24 protein-coding genes and 1 pseudogene are annotated in these 24,370 nt (G+C 64.2%); 13 read left to right on the top strand and 12 right to left on the bottom strand.

Annotated features, from left to right (window positions below; all coding sequences use genetic code 11):
• Positions 1–10: 10 nt before the first annotated feature.
• The 6 genes from ACE3P0_RS09125 to mpl form a co-directional block, all read right to left on the bottom strand.
• Positions 11–859 carry a cytochrome c oxidase subunit 3 gene (locus ACE3P0_RS09125; RefSeq protein WP_374402060.1) on the bottom strand — a complete coding sequence of 283 codons (849 nt, stop codon included), beginning with the start codon at positions 857–859 and terminating at the stop codon, positions 11–13.
• Positions 860–899: 40 nt separating this feature from the next.
• Positions 900–1,103, bottom strand: a complete 204-nt coding sequence (locus ACE3P0_RS09120) for a DUF2970 domain-containing protein (RefSeq protein WP_374402058.1) — start codon at positions 1,101–1,103, stop codon at positions 900–902.
• Positions 1,100–1,660, bottom strand: coding sequence for a cytochrome c oxidase assembly protein (locus ACE3P0_RS09115; RefSeq protein WP_374402057.1), 561 nt, complete (start codon positions 1,658–1,660; stop codon positions 1,100–1,102). Before ACE3P0_RS09115 ends, ACE3P0_RS09120 begins: the two co-directional genes overlap by 4 nt.
• Before the next feature lie 121 nt (positions 1,661–1,781).
• A complete protein-coding gene (gene ctaD / locus ACE3P0_RS09110) occupies positions 1,782–3,362 on the bottom strand; it encodes a cytochrome c oxidase subunit I (protein ID WP_374402055.1) in 1,581 nt (526 codons plus the stop codon).
• Between the two features lie 32 nt (positions 3,363–3,394).
• Positions 3,395–4,240 carry a cytochrome c oxidase subunit II gene (gene coxB, locus ACE3P0_RS09105; protein WP_374402053.1) on the bottom strand — a complete coding sequence of 282 codons (846 nt, stop codon included), beginning with the start codon at positions 4,238–4,240 and terminating at the stop codon, positions 3,395–3,397.
• 326 nt (positions 4,241–4,566) lie between these two features.
• On the bottom strand, positions 4,567–5,916 hold the full coding sequence (mpl, locus tag ACE3P0_RS09100) for a UDP-N-acetylmuramate:L-alanyl-gamma-D-glutamyl-meso-diaminopimelate ligase (protein ID WP_374402051.1): 1,350 nt from the start codon (positions 5,914–5,916) through the stop codon (positions 4,567–4,569).
• Positions 5,917–5,999: 83 nt separating this feature from the next.
• On the opposite strand from mpl, the gene ACE3P0_RS09095 reads away from it, so the two are divergent.
• From ACE3P0_RS09095 to ACE3P0_RS09050, 10 genes and pseudogenes are all read left to right on the top strand, one after another.
• The gene (locus ACE3P0_RS09095; RefSeq protein WP_374402048.1) at positions 6,000–6,602 is read left to right on the top strand and encodes a hypothetical protein; all 603 of its coding nucleotides are present in this window, start codon (positions 6,000–6,002) and stop codon (positions 6,600–6,602) included.
• Entirely contained in the window at positions 6,599–7,156 is a 558-nt protein-coding gene (locus ACE3P0_RS09090; protein WP_374402046.1) for a TlpA family protein disulfide reductase, read from the top strand. Before ACE3P0_RS09095 ends, ACE3P0_RS09090 begins: the two co-directional genes overlap by 4 nt.
• Positions 7,157–7,297: 141 nt before the next feature.
• Positions 7,298–7,789 (top strand): type II 3-dehydroquinate dehydratase, encoded by a 492-nt coding sequence (aroQ, locus tag ACE3P0_RS09085; protein WP_374402044.1) that lies wholly within the window; start codon positions 7,298–7,300, stop codon positions 7,787–7,789.
• A gap of 58 nt (positions 7,790–7,847) precedes the next feature.
• Entirely contained in the window at positions 7,848–8,303 is a 456-nt protein-coding gene (gene accB, locus ACE3P0_RS09080; RefSeq protein WP_374402042.1) for an acetyl-CoA carboxylase biotin carboxyl carrier protein, read from the top strand.
• A gap of 60 nt (positions 8,304–8,363) precedes the next feature.
• Entirely contained in the window at positions 8,364–9,710 is a 1,347-nt protein-coding gene (gene accC / locus ACE3P0_RS09075) for an acetyl-CoA carboxylase biotin carboxylase subunit (protein WP_374402040.1), read from the top strand.
• A gap of 11 nt (positions 9,711–9,721) precedes the next feature.
• Positions 9,722–10,606 (top strand): 50S ribosomal protein L11 methyltransferase, encoded by an 885-nt coding sequence (gene prmA, locus ACE3P0_RS09070; protein WP_374402038.1) that lies wholly within the window; start codon positions 9,722–9,724, stop codon positions 10,604–10,606.
• A pseudogene (locus ACE3P0_RS09065) lies at positions 10,606–10,704 on the top strand (MJ0042-type zinc finger domain-containing protein); the annotation flags it as partial. The gene prmA and the pseudogene ACE3P0_RS09065, both read left to right, overlap by 1 nt.
• 237 nt (positions 10,705–10,941) lie before the next feature.
• A complete protein-coding gene (locus ACE3P0_RS09060) occupies positions 10,942–12,111 on the top strand; it encodes a DUF3426 domain-containing protein (protein ID WP_374402139.1) in 1,170 nt (389 codons plus the stop codon).
• A gap of 145 nt (positions 12,112–12,256) precedes the next feature.
• On the top strand, positions 12,257–12,472 hold the full coding sequence (locus ACE3P0_RS09055; RefSeq protein WP_172201099.1) for a hypothetical protein: 216 nt from the start codon (positions 12,257–12,259) through the stop codon (positions 12,470–12,472).
• Between the two features lie 180 nt (positions 12,473–12,652).
• Positions 12,653–12,856 carry a hypothetical protein gene (locus tag ACE3P0_RS09050; RefSeq protein ID WP_172201101.1) on the top strand — a complete coding sequence of 68 codons (204 nt, stop codon included), beginning with the start codon at positions 12,653–12,655 and terminating at the stop codon, positions 12,854–12,856.
• Positions 12,857–13,019: 163 nt separating this feature from the next.
• On the opposite strand, the gene ACE3P0_RS09045 is transcribed toward ACE3P0_RS09050, so the two are convergent.
• The 3 genes from ACE3P0_RS09045 to ACE3P0_RS09035 all read right to left on the bottom strand — a co-directional run bounded on the left by ACE3P0_RS09045 (position 13,020) and on the right by ACE3P0_RS09035 (position 16,318).
• On the bottom strand, positions 13,020–13,664 hold the full coding sequence (locus ACE3P0_RS09045; protein WP_374402036.1) for a DNA-3-methyladenine glycosylase: 645 nt from the start codon (positions 13,662–13,664) through the stop codon (positions 13,020–13,022).
• Positions 13,661–14,887 (bottom strand): GGDEF domain-containing protein, encoded by a 1,227-nt coding sequence (locus ACE3P0_RS09040; protein ID WP_374402034.1) that lies wholly within the window; start codon positions 14,885–14,887, stop codon positions 13,661–13,663. Before ACE3P0_RS09040 ends, ACE3P0_RS09045 begins: the two co-directional genes overlap by 4 nt.
• Positions 14,888–15,037: 150 nt before the next feature.
• Complete coding sequence (locus ACE3P0_RS09035) at positions 15,038–16,318, bottom strand: threonine/serine exporter ThrE family protein (protein ID WP_374402032.1); 1,281 nt, start codon at positions 16,316–16,318, stop codon at positions 15,038–15,040.
• A gap of 243 nt (positions 16,319–16,561) precedes the next feature.
• Here ACE3P0_RS09035 and ACE3P0_RS09030 point away from each other — a divergent pair, with 243 nt between their 5' ends.
• Both ACE3P0_RS09030 and ACE3P0_RS09025 read left to right on the top strand, forming a co-directional pair.
• Positions 16,562–18,136, top strand: coding sequence for a M4 family metallopeptidase (locus tag ACE3P0_RS09030; RefSeq protein WP_374402030.1), 1,575 nt, complete (start codon positions 16,562–16,564; stop codon positions 18,134–18,136).
• Positions 18,137–18,247: 111 nt separating this feature from the next.
• A complete protein-coding gene (locus ACE3P0_RS09025) occupies positions 18,248–18,826 on the top strand; it encodes a GNAT family N-acetyltransferase (protein WP_374402029.1) in 579 nt (192 codons plus the stop codon).
• A 12-nt stretch (positions 18,827–18,838) separates the two neighbouring features.
• On the opposite strand, the gene ACE3P0_RS09020 is transcribed toward ACE3P0_RS09025, so the two are convergent.
• Positions 18,839–19,762, bottom strand: coding sequence for a DUF2167 domain-containing protein (locus ACE3P0_RS09020; protein WP_374402027.1), 924 nt, complete (start codon positions 19,760–19,762; stop codon positions 18,839–18,841).
• 221 nt (positions 19,763–19,983) lie between these two features.
• Between ACE3P0_RS09020 and ACE3P0_RS09015 the strand changes: the two genes are divergently transcribed.
• Positions 19,984–20,427, top strand: a complete 444-nt coding sequence (locus ACE3P0_RS09015) for a CBS domain-containing protein (RefSeq protein ID WP_374402025.1) — start codon at positions 19,984–19,986, stop codon at positions 20,425–20,427.
• A gap of 24 nt (positions 20,428–20,451) precedes the next feature.
• On the opposite strand, the gene pbpC is transcribed toward ACE3P0_RS09015, so the two are convergent.
• On the bottom strand, positions 20,452–22,737 hold the full coding sequence (gene pbpC, locus ACE3P0_RS09010; protein WP_374402023.1) for a penicillin-binding protein 1C: 2,286 nt from the start codon (positions 22,735–22,737) through the stop codon (positions 20,452–20,454).
• 819 nt (positions 22,738–23,556) lie between these two features.
• Positions 23,557–24,240 carry a VC0807 family protein gene (locus ACE3P0_RS09005; RefSeq protein ID WP_374402021.1) on the bottom strand — a complete coding sequence of 228 codons (684 nt, stop codon included), beginning with the start codon at positions 24,238–24,240 and terminating at the stop codon, positions 23,557–23,559.
• Between the last annotated feature and the right edge of the window lie 130 nt (positions 24,241–24,370).

Raw genomic sequence — 24,370 nt, 5'->3', positions numbered from 1 at the left:
CCCGCCGCGATCAAAGCCAGTAGACGACGACGAACAGGAACAGCCACACGACGTCGACGAAGTGCCAGTACCACGCCACCGCCTCGAAGGCGAAGTGGCGCTCCGCCGTAAAGTGCCCCTTGATGCTGCGCGCGAGGATCACGATCAACATCGTCGCGCCAATCGTCACATGCATGCCGTGAAAGCCGGTGAGCATGAAGAACGTCGATCCATAAATGCCGGATGCCAGCGTGAGGTTCATCTCGGCGTAGGCATGGTGGTACTCATAAGCCTGCAGGCACAGAAAGATCACGCCAAGCAGCACCGTCAGCACAAGCCCCTTGATCAACTGCCCTCGCGCACCCTTCAACAAACCCCAGTGCGCCCAAGTTAGGGTAACGCCCGAGCTGAGCAGGATCGCGGTATTGATGGCAGGAATCCCCCACGCCGCCATCGGCGTGAAGGCCTCTTCCGCGTAAGGGCCGGCGTTGGGCCAGGCACTCTTGAACCCGTCCCACAGCATCGCGGACTTGCCGGAACCCAGCTCAGGCAAGGCCAGCACGCGAACGTAGAAGAGCACGCCGAAGAAGGCCGCAAAGAACATCACCTCCGAAAAGATGAACCAGCCCATGCTCCAGCGGAACGAACGGTCAACCTGCGCGCCGTACTTGCCGCCTTCGGATTCGCGCACCACTTGGCCGAACCAGCCGAACAGCATGTAGATCAGCGTCGCGAACCCGGCCGCCACCATCCAGGAACCGGGCGATACCCGGTTGAGCCACATCGCCGCACCCGCACCGATCAGCAACAAGGCGGCGGAGCCGAAGATCGGAAAGCGTGAGGGCTCGGGTACGAAATACTTTTCGAGCGTGGAGCTCATCTGTGCGTCTCCCTGTCGATGCTGTTTTATGTCGGCGCCTTCAAGGCGACGCCGTAACCCATGACACAACCATCACGAGCGTGAAGATGAACAACGCACCCGCGATCAAGCCCGCCACCACCACCGCAAGCGGATTCAGCGAACTCGCGTCCTGCTGATAATCCTGTCGTTTGCGCACACCGATGAACGACCACAACACCGCACGCAGCGTTGCCAGGAAGCCGGCCCGCGGCGTTGTCGTCACCCGGCCCGCCCCGCGGCGGCCACAGGCGCAGCGCCTTCCACCTCGAAGAAGGTGTACGACAAGGTCACGGTATTCACTTCAGCCGGCAGCGCCGCGTCCACCACGAAGACCACCGGCATGACACGGCGCTCGTGCGGCGCCAGGGTCTGCTGCTGGAAACAAAAGCACTCGAGCTTCTTCACGTACTGCGCGGCGACGCGTGGCCCATAGCTCGGGATCGCTTGCCCCACCACCGTTTTGTCCGTGGTGTTCTCCAGCACGTAATCCACCCGCACCAGTGCGCCGGGGTGCGTGCTCACACTCGACTGCTGCGGCGAGAAGCGCCACGGCAACGCGTGGGTGTTGGCGTCAAACTCGACGGTCAGCGTGCGCGAGGCATCGACCTGGCTGTTGGCCGCCTGCGCATCCGCTTTCATCAGGCGATTGATGCCGGTGACCTCACAGATCGTGTTGTAGAACGGCACCAGCAGGAAACCAAAACCGAACATCGCGACCGCCGCGATCGCCAGCCGCAGCAACAGACGACGATTTTCCGAGGCGCGTTCCGGTGTGCTCATTGGTGGTTCTGCAACCAGTACTTGAGCATCACGCCAAAGAAGAACACCAGCGCGACCGAGCCCAGCCCCATGGCTGTCTTCAGATTGCTGCGCGCACTGCTCTTCTTCGTCATCGACCGGCTCACTTGATCAGTAGCGGCTCTTCAAAGGTGTGGTACGGCGCCGGCGACGGCACCGTCCACTCAAGCCCCTCGGCACCGTCCCAAGGCTTGGCTGCGGCCTTCTCACCACCGCGCACACACTTGATGACCGTGAAGAGGAAGATCAACTGTGAAAGCCCGAACCCGAAGGCGCCGATCGTGGCGATGGCATTGAAGTCCGCAAACATCGGGTTGTAGTCCGGAATGCGCCGCGGCATGCCGGCCAGCCCGAGGAAGTGCATCGGGAAGAAGGTGATGTTGAAGAAGATGATCGAGCACCAGAAGTGCAGCTTGCCGAGGCGCTCGTCGTACATGTGGCCGGTCCACTTTGGTAGCCAGTAGTAGGCGCCGGAGAACAGCGCGAAGAGCGAGCCGGCAACCAGCACATAGTGGAAGTGCGCCACGACGTAATACGTATCCTGGATCTGGATGTCGATCGGCGCGATCGCGCAGATCAGCCCGGTGAAGCCGCCCATCGTGAAGACGAACAGGAAGCCGACCGAAAACAGCATCGGCGCCTCAAAGGTCATCGAGCCGCGCCACATCGTCGCGACCCAGTTGAACACTTTCACGCCGGTCGGCACCGCGATCAGCATCGTTGCGTACATGAAGAACAGCTGGCCGGTCGCCGGCATGCCGGTGGTGAACATGTGGTGTGCCCACACCATGAACGACAGGATCGCGATCGAAGCGGTCGCGTAGACCATCGACGCATAGCCGAACAGCGGCTTGCGCGCGAAGGTCGGAATAACCTGCGAGACGATGCCAAAAGCCGGCAGGATCATGATGTACACCTCGGGGTGCCCGAAGAACCAGAACACATGCTGGTAGAGCACCGGGTCACCGCCACCGGCCGCGTTGAAGAAGCTGGTGCCGAAGTGCCGATCCGTGAGGATCATCGTCACTGCGCCCGCCAGCACCGGCATCACCGCGATCAGCAGGTAGGCGGTAATCAGCCAGGTCCAGCAGAACAGCGGCATCTTCATCAGCGTCATGCCGGGCGCACGCATGTTCAGCACCGTCACGACGATGTTGATCGCGCCCATGATCGAGCTGATGCCCATGATATGGACGGCGAAGATCGCCATGTCCATGCCCATGCCCATCTGGATCGACAGCGGCGCATAAAGCGTCCAGCCGGCGGCCGATGCGCCACCAGGCGCAAAGAACGATCCGATCAGCAGGATCGCAGCCGGCGGCAACAGCCAGAAGCTCCAGTTGTTCATCCGCGCGAAGGCCATGTCGCTCGCGCCGATCATCAGCGGGATCTGCCAGTTCGCGAAGCCGACGAAGGCCGGCATGATCGCGCCGAACACCATCACCAGCCCGTGCATGGTGGTGAGTTGGTTGAAGAACTCCGGCTGCACCACCTGCAGGCCGGGCTGAAAGAGCTCCGCGCGGATCGTCAGCGCCATCACGCCCCCCGAGAGGAACATGATGAAGCTGAAGATCAGGTACATCGTGCCGATGTCCTTGTGATTGGTCGTCGTGATCCAGCGCATCAGCCCGCTCGGGTGATGGTGTTCGTGTCCGTGTTCAAGGCCGTGTGGGACCGCACTCATGCTCTAGCTCCTGTCTCGGATTCGGTGCGTGATCAACCGGACGCAGCCGTGTTGGCGGCGGCCTGCGGGGCCGCGGGCTGCGCTTCGGCGGCCATGCGCTTCTTCTGCGCCGCCACCCATTCGGCGTACTTCGCGGCGGACACCACATGCACTTCGATCGGCATGAAGCCGTGCTCCTTGCCGCACAGTTCGGCGCAGTTGCCGCGATAGACGCCTTCCTTCTCGGCACGGAACCAGGTGTCGCGGATGAAGCCGGGAATGGCGTCCTGCTTCACGCCGAAGGCTGGCACCCACCAGGCGTGGATCACATCGTTCGCGGTGGTGAGGATGCGGATCTTCTTACCCACCGGCACGACCACCGGGTTGTCGACTTCGAGCAGGTAGTTGGCTCCCTTCGCCGCCCCGCCGTCGATCTGCTCGCGAGGCGTAGACAGCGTGGAAATGAAGCGCACGCCCTCCCCCTCGCCCTTGAGGTAGTCGTAGCCCCACATCCACTGGTAACCGGTGGCCTTGATCGTGATGTCCGGGTTCGAGGTGTCCTTCATCGAAATCACAGTCTTCGTCGCCGGGTAGGCCATGCCAAGCAGGATCAGCACCGGCACGACGGTCCATGCGATTTCGACGGCGGTGTTCTCGTGGAAGTGGGCTGCGACAGCGCCCTTGGACTTGCGGTGCCGGAACACCGACCAGAACATCACGCCGAAGACGCCGATGAAGATCAGCAGGCAGATCACCAGCATCATCGAATGCATGCCGTAGATCTGCTCGGCGATGCCAGTAACAGGGGGCTGGAGGTTGTAGCGTGCGTCGGCAGCCGACGCGGTGCCGGCGACGAGCGCCATGGCGAGTGGAACTGATGCGCGAGTGGTATGCCTCATGGGTCCTCGAAAAACACCGGATGAGTGCTGCTTCTGACGACAGCTTTGCAGTCCGTGAGCACCCGACCTCGCGACGCCTCACACGACCGCTTGCCGCAACTCCAACTCCCGCGCGGGGGAACGACGCCCTTTCGGGCCGTTCTTCCGCGTCCTGTTTTGATGGTGCCACAGCGCTGGCGCCGACAGCAACAAATGTTGATTCATATCAACGTGTTGCGCAGACGCGCATGCTGCGTCGCCATATCAATCTGCCTAAACACTCACCGCTCACACAGCACAAAAACAAAAGGCGCCCGGAGGCGCCTTTCTGCTTTGCTCTCAAGGGATCAGGTGTTTGCGAGCGCATCGAACAACTTCTGGTGAACACCGCCAAAGCCCCCGTTGCTCATCACGAGGATGTGGTCGCCCGCGCTGGATTGCTGCACTACAGCACGCACAAGTTCATCGATCGACTCAAAGGTCTGCGCCCGGTCACCCAACGGATCCAGCGCTTCTGCCGGGTCCCACCCCAGATTGTTCGCATAGCAATAGACGAAATCCGCCTGCGCGAGACTGGGTGCCAGACGATCCTTCATCGTGCCGAGCTTCATCGTGTTGGAGCGCGGTTCCAGCACCGCGAGAATGCGCCCCTGCGGCTGCCGCCGGCGTAGACCTTCAACAGTGGTCTGAATCGCGGTCGGGTGGTGGGCGAAGTCGTCATACACCGTCACGCCGCGCACGACGCCACGCACTTCAAGCCGTCGCTTGATGCCCTTGAAAGCCGGCAGCGCGGCAATCGCATCCTGCGGACGCACACCGACGTGGCGGGCCGCCGCAATCGCAGCCAGCGCGTTGGCGCGATTGTGCGAACCGGCGAGTGGCATGTCGGCACGGCCGAGTTCCGCGTCACCCAAGGAAAAGACCGCCTCCGCCGCAGTGTCACCCTCGCGGGCATGCCACGCGCCGGCCTCGTCGAACCATTCCAGCTCGCTCCAGCAGCCGCGGCCGATCACGCGCTTCAGGCTCGCCTCGGCACCGTTTGCAATCACGCGCCCGAGGCGCGGAATCGTGCGCACCAGGTGGTGAAACTGGGTTTCGATCGCGGCGAGATCCGGAAAGATGTCCGCGTGGTCGTACTCAAGGTTGTTCAGGATCGCTGTACGCGGGCGGTAGTGCACGAACTTCGAGCGCTTGTCGCAGAACGCCGTGTCGTACTCGTCCGCCTCGATCACGAAGAACGGCGATTCGGTGAGCCGTGCCGACACACCGAAATCCTTCGGCACACCGCCAACCAGGAAGCCCGGGTTCAGCCCGGCCGATTCCAGCAGGTAGGCCAGCAACGATGTCGTGGTCGTCTTGCCGTGCGTACCGGCAACCGCCAGCACCCATTTACCCGGCAGGATGTGCTCGGCCAGCCACTGCGGCCCGGAGGTATAAGGCAGGCCGCGGTCGAGAATCGCTTCGAGCAGCGGGTTGCCGCGCGACACCGCGTTGCCCACCACGTACATATCCGCCGCCTGATCCAGCTGCGACGGATCGAAGCCTTCGATCAGACCGATCCCCTGCTCGGCCAGCTGCGTGCTCATCGGCGGGTAGACATTGGCATCGCAGCCGGTGACGCGATGGCCTGCTGCGCGGGCGAGCAAGGCGATGCCGCCCATGAAGGTGCCGCAGATACCAAGAATGTGAATGTGCATCAGAAACAGCGCAGCCCGGAGAGCGCGCGCGGGGAGTGGTTAGAATAGGCCCAATTGTAGCCGAGGCCCCGCGCCCCACCCCGATGCCGCTCGATGCACCGCCCCAACGCAGTTCGCTGCGCCAGAACGTTGCCGCACTGGCCGCCAGACTGATGGCCGAAGACGGTATCGCCGACTACGGCCTCGCCAAGCGCAAGGCCGCCCGCCAGCTCGGCGTGACCGAAGGCGAAGCGATGCCGAACAACGCGGAAATCGACGCCGCGCTGCGCGAGTACCAAGCGCTTTACCCCGACGACGAACACGAAGAACGTCTGGAAACAATGCGCGAAACCGCCTGCGAGGTGATGCGCCTGCTCGCGCCCTGGCGCCCGGCACTCACTGGCGCGGTACTGGATGGCTCAGCAAACGGCTTTTCGGAAGTCGAGATCGATCTGTTCGCCGACAGCGCCAAGGAAGTCGAGATTTTCCTGCTGAATCAGGCGCTCGACTACGAACACCGCGAAGTGCGTAGACCCGGCCCGGAGTCGCCCGAGGCCATCCTCGCCTTCGAGTGGGACGAAGTGCCGGTCAAGCTTTGCGTGTTCGGCCCCCTCGCCGAGCGCATCCCGCGTCGCAACGGTTCGGACCGTGCCAAACTGCCCGCCGTCGAAGCCCTGCTCGCCGAATCGGCCCAACGCGAAGAATGAATCCCTCTGCACGACGCGGCATTGCCGCTGCGCTGATCATTGGCGTATCGGCCATCGCTGGCTACGCCGGATGGCGCGCCCAAAGCCATATCGACCAGGCTACGCCCGCGCCGAAAGTGAGCGATGGCGCCCGTCAGCAACTACTGGCATTGAAGCTGCCAGATTCGGACGGCCGACCCCAAGCCCTTCAGCAATGGCAGGGCAAAGTGCTGGTGATCAACTTCTGGGCAACCTGGTGCCCGCCCTGCCGCAAGGAAATGCCCTTGCTCGACGCGGCGCAGCGGAAATGGGGCGGTAAAGGCGTGCAGATCGTCGGCATCGGCATCGACGAAGCCGATGCCGTGCGCGATTACGCCGCCGCCAACAAGCTCTCGTTTCCGCTGCTGATCGGCGGCGCAGAGCTGGTCGATCTCAGCGTCGCGCTCGGCAATGCCGCGCAAGGGCTGCCGTTTTCGATCGTGATCGGCCCCGACGGCCGCGTCGCACAAACCAAACTCGGCGCGTTCAAGGAGGATGCGCTGGAGAAACTACTGCAGGATCTGATTCAGCGCTGATCAGCCCGCCTTCACGCTTGCAAAGCGGGGCTTCGAGTGGCATCGTGCAGCGAACTCGCCGCATGAATGCGGCGGGTTATTTTCGTTGGTTCCTGCCTCGACGGTAGTCATCTTCGTCGATTTCCGGCAAACTTGTCGGTTATGGCGACCTCCAATCGCAAATCGAAGGGCACTTCTGCCGCACCGCCGCAGCGCCGCATCCTCGTGCTGCACGGGCCGAACCTGAACCTGCTCGGTACGCGCGAGCCGGAGGTTTACGGCCGCACGACGCTGGCGGACATCCACGACATGCTCACGGCCCGCTCGCGTGCCGATGGCGTGTTGCTCGAATCCTTCCAGAGCAATCACGAAGGCGAGCTGATCGACCGGGTGCAGGCCGCGCGCAGCGAAGGCGTGGACTTCATCCTGATCAATCCGGGTGGTTACACCCACACCAGCGTCGCGCTGCGCGACGCTTTCTCTGCGGTGCAGATCCCGTTCATCGAGGTGCACCTGTCGAACATCCACGCCCGCGAGCCGTTCCGGCATCACTCCTACTTTTCGGAGATCGCGGTGGGCGTGATTTGCGGCCTCGGCGCGCAGGGCTATGTGCTCGCGCTCGAATACGCACTCAACCGCATTCGCGAAAACTAAGCCGTCACCGCCTCCCCTGACAAAAGGCGGGCCGGCATCCACGTGAGGGAGTAATAAATTGGACCTGAGAAAACTCAAGAAGCTGATCGACCTCGTCCAGGAGTCGGGCATTTCTGAACTGGAAGTGACCGAGGGCGAAGAAAAAGTCCGCATCGCGAAGCATCTCGGCGCACCGAATGGCGCCCAGGCACATTACTACGCTGCGCCGGCCCCGCTGGCGGCAGCGCCCGCACCGGTTGCCGCAGCCGCCGCTGCACCGGCCGAGCCGGCACAGCCCGAGGGCCATGTCGTCAAGTCGCCGATGGTCGGCACCTTCTACCGCACGTCGGCGCCCGGGGCGAAGCCCTTCGTCGAACTCGGCCAGTCGGTTTCGACCGGCGACACGCTGTGCATCATCGAAGCGATGAAGCTGATGAACGAGATCGAGTCCGACGCGACGGGCACGATCAAGGCGATCCTGGTTGAAAACGGCCAGCCGGTCGAATACGGCCAGCCGCTGTTCGTGATCGGTTAAGGGTTCGGGCGCAAGCCCTCCCCCTACCGACCCTATTCACCTTTCACGGACACATGCCTCATGTTTGAAAAAGTCCTGATTGCAAACCGGGGCGAGATCGCGCTGCGCGTCTTGCGCGCCTGCCGCGAGCTTGGCATCCGCACGGTTGCAGTGCACTCCGAGGCCGATATCTCGGCCAAGTACGTCAAGCTCGCGGACGAATCCGTCTGCATCGGCCCGGCACCGTCGGCCCAAAGCTATCTGAACGTGCCGGCCATCATTGCCGCAGCGGAAGTGACCGATGCGGAAGCGATCCACCCGGGCTACGGCTTCCTGTCCGAGAACGCTGACTTCGCCGAGCGCGTGGAGAAATCCGGTTTCGTCTTCATCGGTCCGCGCCCCGACACCATCCGCATGATGGGCGACAAGGTGTGCGCCAAGCAGGCAATGATCGAAGCCGGCGTACCCTGCGTGCCCGGCTCCGGTGGCGCACTGCCCGACGACCCGAAGGAAATCACCAAGATCGCGCGCGCGGTCGGCTTCCCGGTGATCATCAAGGCCGCCGGTGGCGGTGGTGGCCGCGGCATGCGCGTGGTGCACACCGAGGGCGCGTTGATCCAGTCGGTGACCATGACCCGCACCGAGGCTCAGGCCGCGTTCGGCAACCCGACGGTCTACATGGAAAAGTACCTGGAGAATCCGCGTCACGTGGAAATCCAGATCCTCGCCGACCAGCACGGCAATGCGATCTACCTTGGCGAACGCGATTGCTCGATGCAGCGCCGCCACCAGAAGGTGATCGAGGAAGCGCCGGCGCCGGGCATCGATCGCAAGCTGATCGAAAAGGTCGGTAAGAGCTGTGTCGACGCCTGCAAGCGCATCGGCTATCGCGGCGCGGGCACCTTCGAATTCCTGTACGAGAACGGCGAGTTCTTCTTCATCGAGATGAACACCCGTGTGCAGGTCGAACACCCGGTCACCGAAATGATCACCGGCATCGACATCGTGCAGGAGCAGATCCGCGTCGCCTTCGGCGAGAAGCTGCGCTACACGCAGAAGGATGTGGTGCTGCGCGGTCATGCCATGGAGTGCCGCATCAACGCCGAAGACCCGTTCAAGTTCACGCCGTCGCCGGGCAAGATCACCAACTGGCACACGCCGGGCGGCCCGGGCATTCGCGTCGACTCGCATGTGTACAACGGGTACACGATTCCGCCGAATTACGATTCGATGATCGGCAAGGTGATCTCGTACGGCGACACCCGCGAGCAGGCGATCCGCCGGCTGCGCATAGCGCTGTCCGAGATGCTGGTCGAAGGCATCAAGACCAATATTCCGCTGCACCAGGAACTGCTGCATGACGGCAACTTCATGCGCGGCGGCACCAGCATTCACTATCTCGAAGCGAAGCTGGCGAAGAAAGACTGAGGAACACGACGATGTGGCTGCAGGTTGCCGTTCAGGCGGATGAAGCGCATGCGGAAACACTCTCCGAAGCGCTGATGGACGCGGGGGCGCTGTCGGTTTCAATCGACGACGCCGATGCAGGCACGCCTGACGAAGTGCCGCAGTTCGGCGAGCCGGGCCACCCGGCCCAGCCGCTGTGGCAACACAGCCGCGTCGTCGCATTGTTCGATCGTGATGTCGAACTGGCGGTGGCACTGGCTGAAGCGGCCGCGCAGGCCGGCCTCGACGCCGTGCCGCCGTTCACTGTCGAAGAAGTCGCGGAGCAGGACTGGGTACGTTTGACGCAAAGCCAGTTCGATCCGATCGAGATCGATCCGCGCCTGTGGATCGTGCCCTCGTGGCATGTGGCGCCGGACCCGAATGCGATCAATATCGAGATGGACCCGGGCCTGGCCTTCGGCACCGGCTCACACCCGACCACCCGTCTGTGCCTGCAGTGGGTGCTCGACAACATTCCCGCCGGTTGCAGCGTGCTCGACTACGGTTGCGGCTCGGGCATCCTCGCGATTGCAGCGGCGAAAGTCGGCGCCGGCAAGGTGGTCGGCATCGACATTGATGAACGCGCACTCGAAAGCACACGCGACAATGCCGAGCGCAACAAGGTGTCGATCGAAGTCGTACACAGCGGCACACCGGTAACGGCCCGCTATGACCGCGTGATCGCGAACATCCTGACCAACCCGCTGTGCGTGCTGGCCCCGGCGATCGCAGCCTGCGTCGCCGACGGCGGCAAGCTGGTGCTCTCCGGCGTGCTGGAACCACAGGCCGAGCAGGTTATCGCTGCTTACGCCCCGTACATCGCGCTAAAGGTGGGTGCGACGCATGAGGGCTGGGCCCGCCTGGAGGGTCAGCGCTGATGCTGATGACGCGCTGCCCGCATTGTGGCACCGCGTTCCGGGTCAAGCCCGAGCAGCTCCGCGCGCGCGGCGGCAGGGTCCGCTGCGGCCATTGCCAGGCGCCTTTCTCGGCGCTCGAGTCACTGATCGATTCGCCGCCGGCCGTACTGTCCCCAGATGAGGTGCGCGCCGAACCCGAGATCACACCCACGCCTGCGGGAAACAGCGCATCACCGGTTTCCCTCGCCGCGGCGCCAGCGCCGGCTGCTGTCGCTGCAACCGCGACGGACACGACGCCAGCGCCCACGGTGGCGCGTGTCCCTCCTACGGTGGAACCCACAAGGACGCCCCTTGCGGTGAACTCCGCGCTGGCCACGCATCGCACCAGTTCATGGGCTGGCACCTCGACCACCGAGATCGTGCCGCCGATGCCTGAGCTCGATCCCGCCGCACCGCCTCGCAGCACCACATACGAGCTCGACTTCGACCTCGACGCAGAGGTCCCCGCGCCAACGCCAACGGTTGCGGCGCCGATCACGCCACCCGCGACCGACGACTTCGTCCGCCCTGCCCGCGCCGATGAGCGGACAACGCTGACTTTCGATTGGCGTGCCGGCAGCGAGATTCCCGGCGGCCACGGTGGGGCAGCGCAAGCGCACGAGGCGGAAGTCGATCTGGCTGCATCGGACTGGCACAGCGAACCGGTGGAGCACAGCCCGGCCGAAGCGCTGTCGGAAGTGCCGCTCGAAACCGAAGAGCTGACGCCGGCCGATGCAGACGATGCACCCGTCTTCGTCACCGCCTACGCTTCGCCCGCAGGCGTGACGCAGGAGCCAAGCTGGCCCACCGATATTCATGAGTTCGAGGCGATCGAAGAAGACCGCTTTGCACCGCTTCCCGAACCGGTGGTTGCGAGCGCCAACGTCGTCGGCGACGAGAACCACAGTGTCCCGGGCGAGCCGGAGCTGATCGAGCATAGCGACGAAGAGGATGAGCCTCCGCACGAGGAAGCCCCGCAGTTCGCGTGGGAGAAGCCACGCAGCTCAAGAGCCGTCAGCTGGATGTGGGCGCTTTCGATTCTGGTGCTGTTCTCGGGCGTGCTCGCTCAAGGGCTGCTTTGGGCACGTCACGACATCGCGCGCGAACTGCCGGAGACGCGGCCGCTGTTTGAAGCCGCATGCAAACAGCTCGGCTGTGCGATGCCGTGGCCACGCGTGTCCGCGCAGATCAGCATCGACGCGTCCGACCTGCACCCGCGCCCCGGCAAGGACGGTCAGTTCGAACTGAGCGGCACCTTGCGAAACAAGGCTGCGTTCAGCCAATCCTATCCATACATCGAAGTCACGCTCACCGATGTGTTCAACCGGGCGCTGGTTCGCCGTGCGATTCCCCCGGAAGAGTGGCTGCCGCCGGCTCAACCACACTCGCAGGCCTTTGCGGCCGGCAGCGATGTGTCCTTCACGCTCTATCTGGATGCCACCGGCCAGAAGGCCACCGGCTACAAGCTCTACGCCTTCTACCCCTGAGCGCAGCCCGCTGCAGCGCAACAAATCCGGCTTATACAACAATCGGAAAGATGAATTGGTGCTCCCCTTAGGGCAGAGTAGTCTTTGTGCTGTGCACAAATCAAATAACAACGCACGCAGTACAACTACCCTGGGGGTACAGATCATGAGTGAAAACGCTCTCGAAGTTTTTGAAGTCTCGAACGGTTCGGTACGTGTCTTTGGTGGCGTTTATGCCGCCAACGATGGCTTCTTCGCCGAAATCCACGAACAGCGCGACGGTTCGATCCGCCGTGTCGACAAATCCGACATGCTGCCCTCGCACGAAATCGCGGTGGCTTGGATGCAGAGCCGGCCCTGGTTCAAGCACTCCGCCGCCTGATCACGACTTTCGCCCCGCATTGGGGCACGCCGACATAATGGCCACCCAAACGGTGGCCATTATTCATTCTGGGTGTCCGATAGAAAAAACTATCGACATATCAAAAGCTTGAATTTGTTAGCTGCTTTGACCGCGACTAGAATTCAACTCAGCAGTAAAGCAAAAAGAAAGGAAGAAATCATGGCCCCCCTACCGCTAGACGTGATGGAAACCGGCACCGGTCGTAACTGCGTGTTCGGTGGTGTGTACGCTGCGAACGACGGCTTCTTTGCAGAGATCCACGAACAGAAGGACGGCCGCGTCCGTCTGATCGCCAAGTCGAGCAGCATGCCGACGCGCGAGATCGCCGTGGCATGGATGCGCACCCGCTGCCAGGCAAACTGAAGATCTCCCCCGCTGGGCGCGCGTCAATCGCGCACTGGCACAAGCACCGAGACAGGTGCAAAGCAAACTGGGCCACGCGGCCCAGTTTGTCTTTCTGGCTCACGCACGTGGGCCATGCAGCAGCACCAGGGCAGCCTTCCTTGCGATGCTTTTAGAGCTCAGCTCAGCGCGCGTCGGCGGCACGCCACAGATACCAGCTCGCGACACTCCGCCAAGGTGCCCACGCCTGCCCTGCCACGCGCAGTTCTGCCGCCGTCGGCAGGCGATCGAGGCCATACGCCCGCGCGTAACCTGCACGAATGCCGTAGTCGTCGAGCGGCAGCACGTCGATGCGCCCCAGCGTGAAGATCAGGAACATTTCAACCGTCCAACGCCCTACACCGCGCACGGCCGTAAGCCGTGCGACGATCGCATCGCTGGCTAAGGGATCGAGCTCGCCGCGCACGGTCGGCACTAAGCCCTCCAAGGACTTGGCGGCGAGATCTCGCAGATAGCCTTGTTTCTGCCGCGAGAGGCCGGCAGCGCGCAGCTGCTCGTCGCTTGCGGTGAGGAGGGCCTCGGGCGGAGGGAAGGTGTATTCAGGAAACAGCGCAAGAAAGCGCCGATGTATCGTTTCCGCCGCCTTGCCGGCCAGTTGTTGATACATCACAGCGGTCACCAACGCTTCGTAAGGAGAGCGGGCCGATTCCGGCGCCAGCATGCAGCGGCCATGGCGCGCAATCAACGCCGCCAGCACCGGGTCAGCCTCTGCCAGTCCGCGTTCAGCGGCACGCAAGCGCCGCGGCGTGATCAGCAGCGGCTTGGTCACGCGCGCAAAGGGCTGCGCAAGAAGCTGGTCAACGGACCTGTCTCGTCTTCCGACAACGGTGACGGCACCTCGGCCGGCGGCTGCCAACCCTCGACGCGATTCCCACCGGCCTGCCTCGCACTGACCAGCGCGAGATCGGCGCGACGCAGCACCGCGTGTGAGCGCTCGCCCACCATGCAGTCGGCCACACCGACGCTGACGCTCACCGCAATCGCACCGTCGGCCAGAACAAAGGGTTCATCGTGGATCGCCAATCGCACGCGCTCGGCAAGGCAGTGCGCTTCCTTGACGTTCGTATCCGGCAACAGGATGCAGAACTCGTCGCCACCAAATCGGCCACAGACGTCGTCGGCGCGGGCAACACCGATGATTCGCTTTGCCACTTCGAGCAGCACCCGATCACCCGTGGCGGCGCCAAAACCGGCATCGATGTCACCGAACCGATCGATGTTGATCATCACGACGCTGTAGGCGCGCCCACTCCGCAACCATCGGGCATGCTGGCGGGCAAGCAACTCGGTCAGCGAAAGGCGGTTCGCGAGCCCAGTGAGATCGTCGATGCGGGCAAGCCTTGCCAACTGTGATGAAACACGGACGTTCGCCCACAGCAAGCAGCCGAAGGAGAAGACGATCGACAGCACGCTGACACCGGCGTAGCACAGCACGCGGGTCGTCGCATCGTTCGCATTCAGGCCGCCCGGCAGCCAGGTCGCCGCGATGCGGGTGCAGAAGATGGCGCCGAGACCCGTGGCGGCCAGCAGGATCACGACTCGCGCCGATTGCTCCTCGACGGCGCCCGGCCCAAGCACGCGCAAGGCGATGGCGCCACACGCAAGGACCAGCAACGCGGACATGAGCGTGACGCGAATCGTCGCCTGCATGCCTTCGCCCGCGAAACCGAAGCTGATGACGAGCGCCGCGAGTGCCGCCAGCGGCACCAGCCAAAGGCGCGCCACGGCGCCATCGAAACGACGCACGCCCTCAAGGAAAGCCGCGAATCCGGCAAGCACACCGGCATTGAACACGGCCCGCCCACCGGGCAGACCAACCCACATCAGACCGACCAGGGCAATCAGCCCAGTGGCCACAAGACTCATGCCGAGGCACCAGAGATCGCCCCCCGGCACTTCGTTGCGCCGGCGGATCGTCAGCGTCAGTACCAGTGCAAGCGCGGTGTGGATGGCGGCCGCCATGATCGCCATCGTCGGTTCATGAAACTGCATGGTGACGCTCCTTCCCAGCCTCGCAGACCTGCATGGTGCCCATGCCGTCGCGCCGCCTCACCCGATCGTTGCAATCCGGCCATGCTACGCCCGGCGTATCGCCCAAGAGCGAGAAATTCGTCAAGGCCGCCGCCAAACGGCCGACGTCATTCAATCGCGCGGGCGTCGCACAAGGCCTGCGAGACGCGCGCCGATCAGAAGCCCAAGTCCCATCGCGCCGACCACAAAGCACGCCTTGAAGAAGCAGGCGAAAGTCGCCGCCAGCTGCGCAGCGTCAGCGTGCGCGCCCTCGCGAGCAATCTGCATCGCGCCCGCAATCCCTTGGTAGATGAACACGCCAGGCATCATCGGTACGGCACCTGCAAACGCAACCGCAGCAAAAGGCAGACGCATGCGGTCCACAGCGACGTTGGCCATCGCGCCGATCGCGACGCAGGCAAAGAGGGTCGCAATCTCCTGCGACACGCCGTTCTGCATCGCGACGTAGCGAATGCCGTGGCCGACCATGCCGCAGAGGATCGAGGTCCACAGCACGCGCCAAGGTTCGTTGTAGAACGCACCGAATCCACAGGCCGCCACGCCCGCCAGCAGCACATCGACCAGCAGCGTGATCTGGGCATCCGGCGCAGGTACCGCCGATACGGTGGTCATGCCCAGCGTCAGCCAGCCACCGAGAAACACGCCCAAGGCGGCGGCGACGAGGATGCCGGTTGCCAGCCCGAGCCGCGCGATGCCAGTCTGCATGTGGTTTTCCAGCATGTCGTAGAGGCCGTTGATCAGGTGCGGACCCGGCACCAGCATCAGTGCCGGCACCATGAGGCAGAAGCCGGGGGTTGCTGTCCAGCCTGCGCGGATCACCAGACCGCCCAGCAAGGAGCCGATCAGCGCCGCGGTGAAAGGCATCGCGAACAGCACGACATGCCGTTTCGCGAGCTCCTGCCGTGCGAGCAAGCCCAGCCCTGAGGACACACCACTCACCGCCACCGCGCCCCAGTCCGCCTGCAGCAAACGCGCCAGCGCAGCCGCTGCAACGCCGAAAATGCACGCCAGCAGCCAACGGTTATGCCGCACGGCCCGTCGCTCGATCGATTCGAGCTCGGCAGTCGCGTCAGCCAGGCCGATGCGTCCCTCACACAACTCATCGATGACCCGATTCACGACCGAGCTGACGGCGACGTTGATCCGCAACTCGGGGGCCTGTGCGTGGAACTGCTGACCGCCGGGAGAAAAGAGCGTGACGCCGCGATAGCTGACGAAAATGAGGGTGTCCACGCCGAGGTGCGACGCGGCGCGCAGCAATTTTCTGCGCAGCAGTTCGGCGCGCATGTTGTATTCGCAAAGCAAACGCGCAGCAAGAACAAGGAAGCGCATCGCCGGCAACACATCTACGGCAGACGAGTCGCTGGCGGGTTGGGACGGAGCAGTTGTCATCGTGTGGTCTCTGCTGGCGTGCGCGGGGTCACGACGCTTGGGTCGCTGCCGGATGAGCAGCGCGGCAATCGTAGCGGAAGCTGCGTTGCAACCGCGCCGGATCGGTCAACTCCGATCGACGATGCGCGAAACACTGGACACGACGGCCACCGCAACTATGCTATCGGAATCCCCCCGCCCGCCGAGGGTGCGTGGCACAACCGCGCTCCCCGAATCTCCAGCCCGACAGAGAAGGAGTTACCCATGGTGTTTCGCAAACGTCAGCTTGTGGCCTCTATCGCAGTCGCACTCTCCGGCATCGGCACCGCTTGGGCCCAGGAAGCATCCGCCCCGGCGGTGAAGCGCGCGCAGATCCATCTGCAGAATTTCGGCGCAAACGTCCAGGCCTCGGACGGCGACCAGTTCATCGCGCGCGGCACGATCACCGATGCCGACGGCAGTGAGCATGTCCGCTTCGATCGCACCTACAAGGGCCTGCGCGTGATCGGCGGCGACATCGTCGTGCATTCGAATGCGCGCGGGCAGGCGCAGCGCTTCAGCCACACGATGGCAACGCGGCACCAGATCGATACCCGCCCGACGCTCGACGACCAGAGCGCCACCGCCGTTGCGGAGTCGGCCTTCCGTGGCCAGCGCGACGGCACTTCGCGTAGTGAGCAGGTGATCTTCGCGCGTGGCAGCCAGCCGGCGCTCGCCTATGAAGTGGTTACGAGCGGTACCGCACCGGACGGCACGCCCAGCGTGATGCACACCTTCGTCGACGCGCACGGCGGCCAGGTGCTCGACAAGTGGGATGAAATCGAAACCGCCGCCACGGCGGGCACCGGCAAGAGCCTCTTCGACGGCACCGTGCCGCTCACCACCGACAGCCAGAGCACCGGTGGCTACGCACTGCGCGACCCATCGCGCGGCAACCACTACACCACCAACCTGAAGAACCGCACCAGCGGCGGCACGATCTTCACCGACGCCGACAACGTGTGGGGCGATGGCACCACCACCGACACCGCCACCGCCGCGGTCGACGCCACCTACGGGCAAAACGTCACCTGGGATTACTACAAGAACGTGCATGGCCGCAACGGCATCGCCAACGACGGGCGTGGTGCGTATTCACGGGTGCATTACAGCCGCAAATACGTGAATGCCTTCTGGAGCGACTCCTGCTTCTGCATGACCTACGGCGACGGCAATGGCACCACCTACTACCCGCTGACCTCGCTCGATGTCGCCGGCCACGAAATGACGCACGGCGTCACCAGCCGTTCGGCCAACCTCACCTACTCGGGCGAATCCGGCGGCTTGAACGAGGCGACTTCGGACATCTTCGGCACGCTGGTGGAGTTCTACGCCAGCAACGCGTCGGATCCGGGCGACTACCTGATCGGCGAGAAGATCTTCGTTGCGAACAAGGGCGTCAGCAATCCGACCCAGGCGCTGCGCTACATGTTCAAACCGAGCCTCGACGGCTCATCGCCTGATTGCTACAGCAGCACGCTCGGCTCGCTCGATGTGCATTACTCGTCCGGCGTTGCGAACCATTTCTTCTACCTGCTCGCCGAAGGCGCCAAGGTGCCGGCCGGCTTCAACCTCTCGGCCTCGCAACTGGTCTGCAATGCCGACACGGGTCTTACCGCGGTCGGGCGCGATGCCGCGGGCAAGATCTGGTACCGCGCGCTGACGGTGTATATGACCTCCAACACCAACTACAAGGGCGCCCGCAGCGCCACGCTGAGCGCCGCGGCGGATCTTTACGGTGCCAGCTCTGCACAGTACGCAGCGGTGGCGCGGGCCTGGTCGGCGGTCAGCGTGAATTGAGCATGGCGAAGCGGCGCATTCGGCGCCGCTCGGTACGAACGCCCGGCGGCCCGCATTGCGCCGGGCGTTTTTGCATGAATTTGCCAAGCCGGTCTGGTGCAAGGCGCACACTTGCGGTACGAATTACGCCTCTACGGCCCCCACCGTCAGACCATGCCTGCAACACCCGACACGATCCAGCTCGAACCGCTCGCAACACATCACGCAGAAGCCTTCTGGCCGCATGCGCAGGCTGATGCGCTGTATGCCTTCGTGCCGATCGAACAGCCCGCTTCGCAAGCCGAACTCGCGGCCTGGTTTACTCGTCTCGCGAACGGCGCACCGGCTCACCTGAACGAGGAGTGGCTTAACTGGGCAGTACGGCTGCCGGATCGCGGTGCCGTCGCCGGTATCGTGCAGGCGACCGTGATGCCGGATGGCGAAGCGGAGCTTGCTTACCTTATCGCCCCGGCGTTCTGGGGTCACGGCGTCGGCCGCACAGCAGTGCGGCACATGATCGAATGGCTGTGGCAGGAACGCGCCGTTGCGGTACTCCGCGCGGTGGCCGACACCCGCAACCTGCGCTCGCAAGCCTTGCTCGACGCGCTCGGTTTCGTGCTCGCCGGGGAAGTCGCCTCGTCTATACGCGGCGTACCAAGCACCGACCGCGTCTACGCCGCACAAGCGCGCACTGTGCTGCGGCGCCGCTGAACGTGCGGGCGCTTACGCGGTGGAGTCGTCCTGCTGTGCCTTGCGCCCGCTGAACAAGCGCCGGGCCGCCGCGGCCAAGGCAATGCCGCCGAGTGCGATCAGCTTGAACGACTTTGCCGCGAAGGCCGCAATGACTGCGAAGAGCCCGAGCTTCTTCACCGCAAGGCCGCCCACCAGAGCCGCGAGCCCGTACTCGGCCACCTTGTCGGTCGAGGCGTTGAAGTCGGCGTAACGCTTGCCATCACCGTATTCGAGCGCCGCGAGCAGTTCGTGCGCGACCGGTTTGTCCTGCGCGATGCGGTCCGCGCCGGTGACCAGATTCAGGCTGAAGTAGCCGTCACGCCCCAAGGCATAGGTGTTGTAGTTGATCGAACCCTCGGCGCTGTCCGGCTGCCCCTTCTGGCGTGCGTGGATCGACCAGACAAGGCGGTGCGTGCCCGCGTCGTAACTGGGCGCCTGCACCCAGCCGAGTACATCCAGCTCCGGAATGCCGCGCGTGCGGCGGGCTTCGTTGCTCGCGGCCGTGCCTTGCTTGATGTTGTCGAGCAGCTCGTCGGCCTTCCAGTCGCGCGCGTCGTCATCCTTGATGTAGCCGGCCTTCTCGAATTCCGCGACAACCAGCCAGTCGCCCTCGCCGTCGGGGAAGACCACGCCGGCGAGGCGATCGTCGGCGCTGTTGCCCATCGCGTGCATCAGCTTGCCGGCGGCCGGCTGTGGCACCCAGATGCGACCCGCGGGCAGCTTCAGCGTGGCTTGATCGAGCAGCTTCACCTCGGCCGGGCCGACCACCTTCACCGCCTCGGCGGCCTGCACGGCGGCCGACATTTCGGCCTGCCGCGCCGCGACCTGGGCATCGTCGGCGGACGCCTGCGTGGCACAGGTCAGCAGCACACACACGGAAAGACAACGCAGGGCACGGCGGGAAAGCGCAATCATGATCGGTCCGGGAAATTCGGGAACATTGGCGGGGCTGGCCCTGCCGGGAAAGGTGGGGGTACGATGCCCTCCGTTGGTGCCGGCAGCAAGGACAGGGTGCTTTGCGGTGTGCCCTCGCGCACACCGCAAAGCAATCCTTGTGATTTTGATGCGCGCAGTCCAGATTAGAAGCTCACAGATCCGCCCCAGAGCGGCACACCCACAGCGAGGAGAGCAAGGCAATGACGATTACGGTACGGCAGATGCTTCAAGCCAAGGGCGACAAGGTGTTCACCGTTTCGCCGGATCAAAGCGTGCTGCATGCGCTGGAGCTTATGGCGAAGAACGATGTGGGTTCGGTGCTGGTCACCGAAGGCGAACGCCTCGCCGGCATCTTCACGGAGCGCGACTACGCGCGGAAGGTGGTGCTGAAGGGCCGCACCTCGTCCGAATCGACCATCGGGGAGCTGATGACCTGCAATGTGCTGACCGTCTCGCCGACACAAACGATCGACGACTGCATGGCGATCATGACCAACAACCGCATCCGCCACCTGCCGGTGGTCGAGAAGGGCCAGCTGATCGGCATCGTCACGATCGGCGACGCGGTGAAGGCAGTGATCGAAGAACAGCAACGCACGATCAGCCAGCTCTCCAGCTACATCTCCGGCGAGCTCACGACCTGACCGGGCAAGCCTGCCCGCGGGAGCTCAGTTCGCCCGCGGCAGGCTCATGCTGAAGTCCACCACCGCGAAGCGCCCACCGGCGTCGATCACACTCACCGTGTGCGCGCCGGCGCTGGCCACTTCGATCAACTGAGCCGACGCGGCCGGCGCGCTGCGCAGCACGCGCCCGTCGAGCAGCCACCACACCGAGCCGCTCGCCCCGAGCAATTGCAGTTGCACCCGCGCGGACGTCTGCCCCGGCGCGGGCCGTAGCACGCTGCCCGGCGTCAGGCCGTTGATGCGCAGATTCCCACCCCCGTCGCCGCCGGCCGCACAGCGCGGCGACCAGGGCGGAATGCCGACCCGTTCGCGCAGCGCGGGGCCGAGGAAAGGTTCCAGATGCGTCGGCCAGCGCGCAACGCGACGCGGCTGCGCATCGGCGCGGCAGGCTGGCGTGGTGCGCAAGCCGCTGTCGGGATCGAGCCAGACCGTATCGAGTTGCCCGCTCGGCCGCACGCGATCCGGCAAGGTTGGCGGCACCGCGCCGTTGAGCGTCCAGGCGGTGCGCTGTTGGTGGCAATGCGCCGGATCGGTGTCGGCCAATGCGCGGCCAAGCGGCCAGCAGATCTCCGCCACGCCGACGTTCTTCGGCGGCGTGCGCGGCGCGCTCGCGGCGGCGCCGGGCAGCGCAGCCGCGATGTCCTTCAGTAGCGGCGCGGCGATGTTGGCCCCGAAGAAGCCGGGGTTGGGTGTGCCGTCCGGGCGGCCGACCCAGACGCCTATCGTGTGGCGATCGGTCACACCAACCGCCCATGCGTCGCGAAAACCAAAGCTGGTGCCGGTTTTCCACGCCACGCGCCGTGAGCCCGCCTCGACGAAGGGCCTGTCGGGGTGACCACCGGTTTCAAGGATGTCGCGCACGATGAAGGCGGCCCCCTCGCTCATGATGCGGTTCTCCACCCGCGGGGCATCAGGCGTGAGGCGTGGTTGGCCAGCCAACCCGCCCGCGGCCAGCGCCCGATACGCGCCGACGAGTTCCTCCAGCGTTGTACCTGCGCCACCGAGGATGAGTGACAGGTTGGGCGTGGCGCCCTTGGCCATGCGCAAACGCAGGCCGCCCGCCCGCAACCGGGCGGCAAAACGTTGCGGCCCCACGCGGTCGAGCAGATCGACCGCCGGCACGTTGAGCGACCGTGTCAGTGCTTCGGCAACGCTGACCGGGCCGGAGAATGCGGCCTGGAAGTTGCCGGGCTCATAGCCGGAGAAAGCCTGCGGCGCATCACTGAGCAGGCTCTCTGAATGAATCAGGCCTTCGTCCAGCGCGATCGCGTAGAGGAAGGGTTTCAGCGTGGAGCCCGGTGAGCGCACGCCGCGCACCATATCGACGTAGGCATAGCGGGCACGATCGGAGAAATCCGCCGAGCCGGCATAGCCGAGCACCGCAAGACTGGCGTTGTCCATCACCAACGCCGCCATCGACACCTTCGGCGGCAATTGGTCGACGCGATCCAGCAACATGCGCTCCAGCGTGCTTTGCACCTCAGGTTCCAGCGTGGAGCGTACAAGCTGCAAGGCACCTTCGGTACGCGCTGCTGCGGCCGGGGTGCGCGCTTCGCCGCGCAGGCGCTCGGCCGCGAGCGGCGCAAGCCAATGCGCGCGGATCGGCTGTGCGCCGACGCGCTCAACGCGCGCGTCGGCCACTTCGGCTGCCGACCACACACCAAATGCAGCCATGCGATCGAGCACCTTGTCGCGCGCGGCCTGCGCCTTGTCCGGCGCACGATCGGGCCTCAGCCGCGACGGCGCCTGTGGCAAGGCCGCGAGCATCGCGGCCTCGGCGTGGCTGAGGTATTTGGACGGTTTGCCAAGGTAAGCCCGGCTCGCCATTTCAACACCTTCGACGATGCCGCCCATCGGCGCATGGTTCAGGTACAGCGTGAGGATTTCATCCTTCGAGAAGTGCACTTCAAGCTGCAAGGCCCGCACGACCTGGCGCAGCTTGCCGCGCAAGGTGCGTGGCGGCGGATCGAGCATGCGCGCCACCTGCATCGTCAGCGTCGATCCGCCGGAAACGATGCGCCCGTTGCGCGCCCACTGCCACGCCGCACGCAGCATCGCGAAGGGATTCACGCCCGGATGCCAGCGGAACCAACGGTCTTCGTAGTTGAGCACCGCCTGCAGGTAGCGCGGTGACACCTGTTCTGCCGTAACCGGGTAGCGCCATACGCCATCCACCGAGGGCCAGGTGCGCAGCGGGGTGCCGTCGGCTGCGGCAACGATCAGTCCGGCCTCGTGCGGCGGCAAAGGTAGTGGGAATAAGTGGTCGGCCACCCATAGCGAAGCGAAGACCGTTGCGATACCGAGCAGAAATGCTCGCCGCTCCGCGATGGCACGGCCTCTCGTAGCGATACGCTTGGCCCTTACCATCACGCGATGGCAACGCGTTCGACATGGAGATGATGATTGACTCAAAGCCGCTTCAGTGGAGTGTTTTTAAACGCCCGCGGTGCACGAATTCGATGATGGGCACGACAACCTGGGGACAACGAGGCGGCGCATGACCTCATCACGGGCTGCAGCCCTATTTAAAGTGGAAAACATAAAGATCGCTGTCGTACTTCTCAAAGCTCCCTCGTATTTGAATCCCACTCGCTGAACGCGCCCCCAAAGGGGAGACGACCGAAATACTGTCGATCGGCTCGACGCGCGACGCGCAGCCCTGTGTCAAAGAGCGGAACAAGGCTACGGCGCGCCCCTGTGGGAGGGACAAGCGCAACTCCCCTTTGCGGGCGTCGCACACGTAGTCCGCCACTCGCTCCGATCGATTAATTGAGACAAGGTCCTCGATCTGAACCTCTCGTGGCAGAACCAATCCGACGAATACCTCCGAACGATCCGGGCATGGCTCCCCAACGGGAAACGAGTAGGAAACGGAAACGCCTTGACCACTTTCGTTAGCAACAGCGAAGGTTGAAGCCTTGTTGATGCAGCACCCCGTTAAGCCCAGCATCGTCAAGATCGGCACGCAGCTAAGCAAGCAAGAACACCGCACTGGATACTCCATCCTCTACGAACAACTCGCCGACACAAGCGGGCAGCGACCGAAACAACGTCAACGCCCAGCACCAACGCTAGCGAAGCAATTGCCGGTCAAACGCTTGAGCCCGTCACCGTCTCATCAAGACCCGAACGAAGGTTATCGGAAGCGGAGCGAACTTGTTCCTCTTGCTCCGTTGCTGCAAGAACACGTCGATACCAGAAAGTCCACAGCATCAGGACCGCCATCATGCCGTAACCGATAAACGGGGCCACTGCGAGAAAACGTGACGGCGCCCAGTTCCATGCGAGCCAGGTACGCAGCGCCGCCTCGGCCGTAAGCCCACCGCCCCACACGGCGGTCATCACCCGCACTGCCCGGCGTGCGCCCGGCGTCGCCCACCATTCGGCGATTACGTCGTGCGCGTCGTCGCCCTCACGGGCCATGGTTGCTCGCGCGAGGTAGAAGACCAGCGGCTTATCGAGCAGCAGCGAGAGCAGGAAGACCACACCGATTGCCCCAGAAGCAAGCGATTCGCGCACCAGCAGAATGCGTCCGTCACCGCCCAAAGCAAGCCCAACCAGCGACATCGCGATGCCGACCAACACCAGCACGCTCAGCGCGTCCAGGCGGCGATGCCGTAGCAGCTCGCCCAGGCTCCAAAGCAGGGGCGGAATCGCCGACGCAATCAAACCACCCAGTTCGCCCCAGCGCGGCTGGGCTAGGGTGTAGGCGAGCCACGGCAAAGCCAGATTGACGGCGATTTCGGCGACGAGGTGCAGTTGCTTTCTGTTCATCGCGCAAGAGTGCCGCTTACGCGGCGGATTGCCTGCGGCATAACTCACCATCGTGACGCGAAACCAGTCATGACCCACGAGACACCTTGGGCTTGGGCCTGAGCCCAAGCCTGGGAAGAAGGAGAAAATG

It is taken from the genome of Niveibacterium sp. (assembly GCF_041909475.1).
In the GTDB taxonomy this organism is placed as follows: domain Bacteria; phylum Pseudomonadota; class Gammaproteobacteria; order Burkholderiales; family Rhodocyclaceae; genus Niveibacterium.
Note: the sequence above shows the minus strand (reverse complement) of the source record. Positions and strands in the feature narration are given on the sequence as shown.

Excerpts from the sequence above, each read along its gene's own strand:
- ACE3P0_RS09005 (WP_374402021.1), bottom strand. The coding sequence starts at position 24,240 with ATGAACAGAAAGCAACTGCACCTCGTCGCCGAAATCGCCGTCAATCTG.
- aroQ (WP_374402044.1), top strand. The coding sequence starts at position 7,298 with ATGGCGACCTCCAATCGCAAATCGAAGGGCACTTCTGCCGCACCGCCG.
- ACE3P0_RS09030 (WP_374402030.1), top strand. The coding sequence starts at position 16,562 with ATGGTGTTTCGCAAACGTCAGCTTGTGGCCTCTATCGCAGTCGCACTC.
- ACE3P0_RS09040 (WP_374402034.1), bottom strand. The coding sequence starts at position 14,887 with ATGCAGTTTCATGAACCGACGATGGCGATCATGGCGGCCGCCATCCAC.
- prmA (WP_374402038.1), top strand. The coding sequence starts at position 9,722 with ATGTGGCTGCAGGTTGCCGTTCAGGCGGATGAAGCGCATGCGGAAACA.
- ACE3P0_RS09020 (WP_374402027.1), bottom strand. The coding sequence starts at position 19,762 with ATGATTGCGCTTTCCCGCCGTGCCCTGCGTTGTCTTTCCGTGTGTGTG.
- ACE3P0_RS09015 (WP_374402025.1), top strand. The coding sequence starts at position 19,984 with ATGACGATTACGGTACGGCAGATGCTTCAAGCCAAGGGCGACAAGGTG.
- ACE3P0_RS09125 (WP_374402060.1), bottom strand. The coding sequence starts at position 859 with ATGAGCTCCACGCTCGAAAAGTATTTCGTACCCGAGCCCTCACGCTTT.
- coxB (WP_374402053.1), bottom strand. The coding sequence starts at position 4,240 with ATGAGGCATACCACTCGCGCATCAGTTCCACTCGCCATGGCGCTCGTC.
- ACE3P0_RS09035 (WP_374402032.1), bottom strand. The coding sequence starts at position 16,318 with ATGACAACTGCTCCGTCCCAACCCGCCAGCGACTCGTCTGCCGTAGAT.
- ACE3P0_RS09095 (WP_374402048.1), top strand. The coding sequence starts at position 6,000 with ATGCCGCTCGATGCACCGCCCCAACGCAGTTCGCTGCGCCAGAACGTT.
- ACE3P0_RS09055 (WP_172201099.1), top strand. The coding sequence starts at position 12,257 with ATGAGTGAAAACGCTCTCGAAGTTTTTGAAGTCTCGAACGGTTCGGTA.
- accC (WP_374402040.1), top strand. The coding sequence starts at position 8,364 with ATGTTTGAAAAAGTCCTGATTGCAAACCGGGGCGAGATCGCGCTGCGC.
- mpl (WP_374402051.1), bottom strand. The coding sequence starts at position 5,916 with ATGCACATTCACATTCTTGGTATCTGCGGCACCTTCATGGGCGGCATC.
- ctaD (WP_374402055.1), bottom strand. The coding sequence starts at position 3,362 with ATGAGTGCGGTCCCACACGGCCTTGAACACGGACACGAACACCATCAC.
- ACE3P0_RS09090 (WP_374402046.1), top strand. The coding sequence starts at position 6,599 with ATGAATCCCTCTGCACGACGCGGCATTGCCGCTGCGCTGATCATTGGC.
- ACE3P0_RS09115 (WP_374402057.1), bottom strand. The coding sequence starts at position 1,660 with ATGAGCACACCGGAACGCGCCTCGGAAAATCGTCGTCTGTTGCTGCGG.
- ACE3P0_RS09050 (WP_172201101.1), top strand. The coding sequence starts at position 12,653 with ATGGCCCCCCTACCGCTAGACGTGATGGAAACCGGCACCGGTCGTAAC.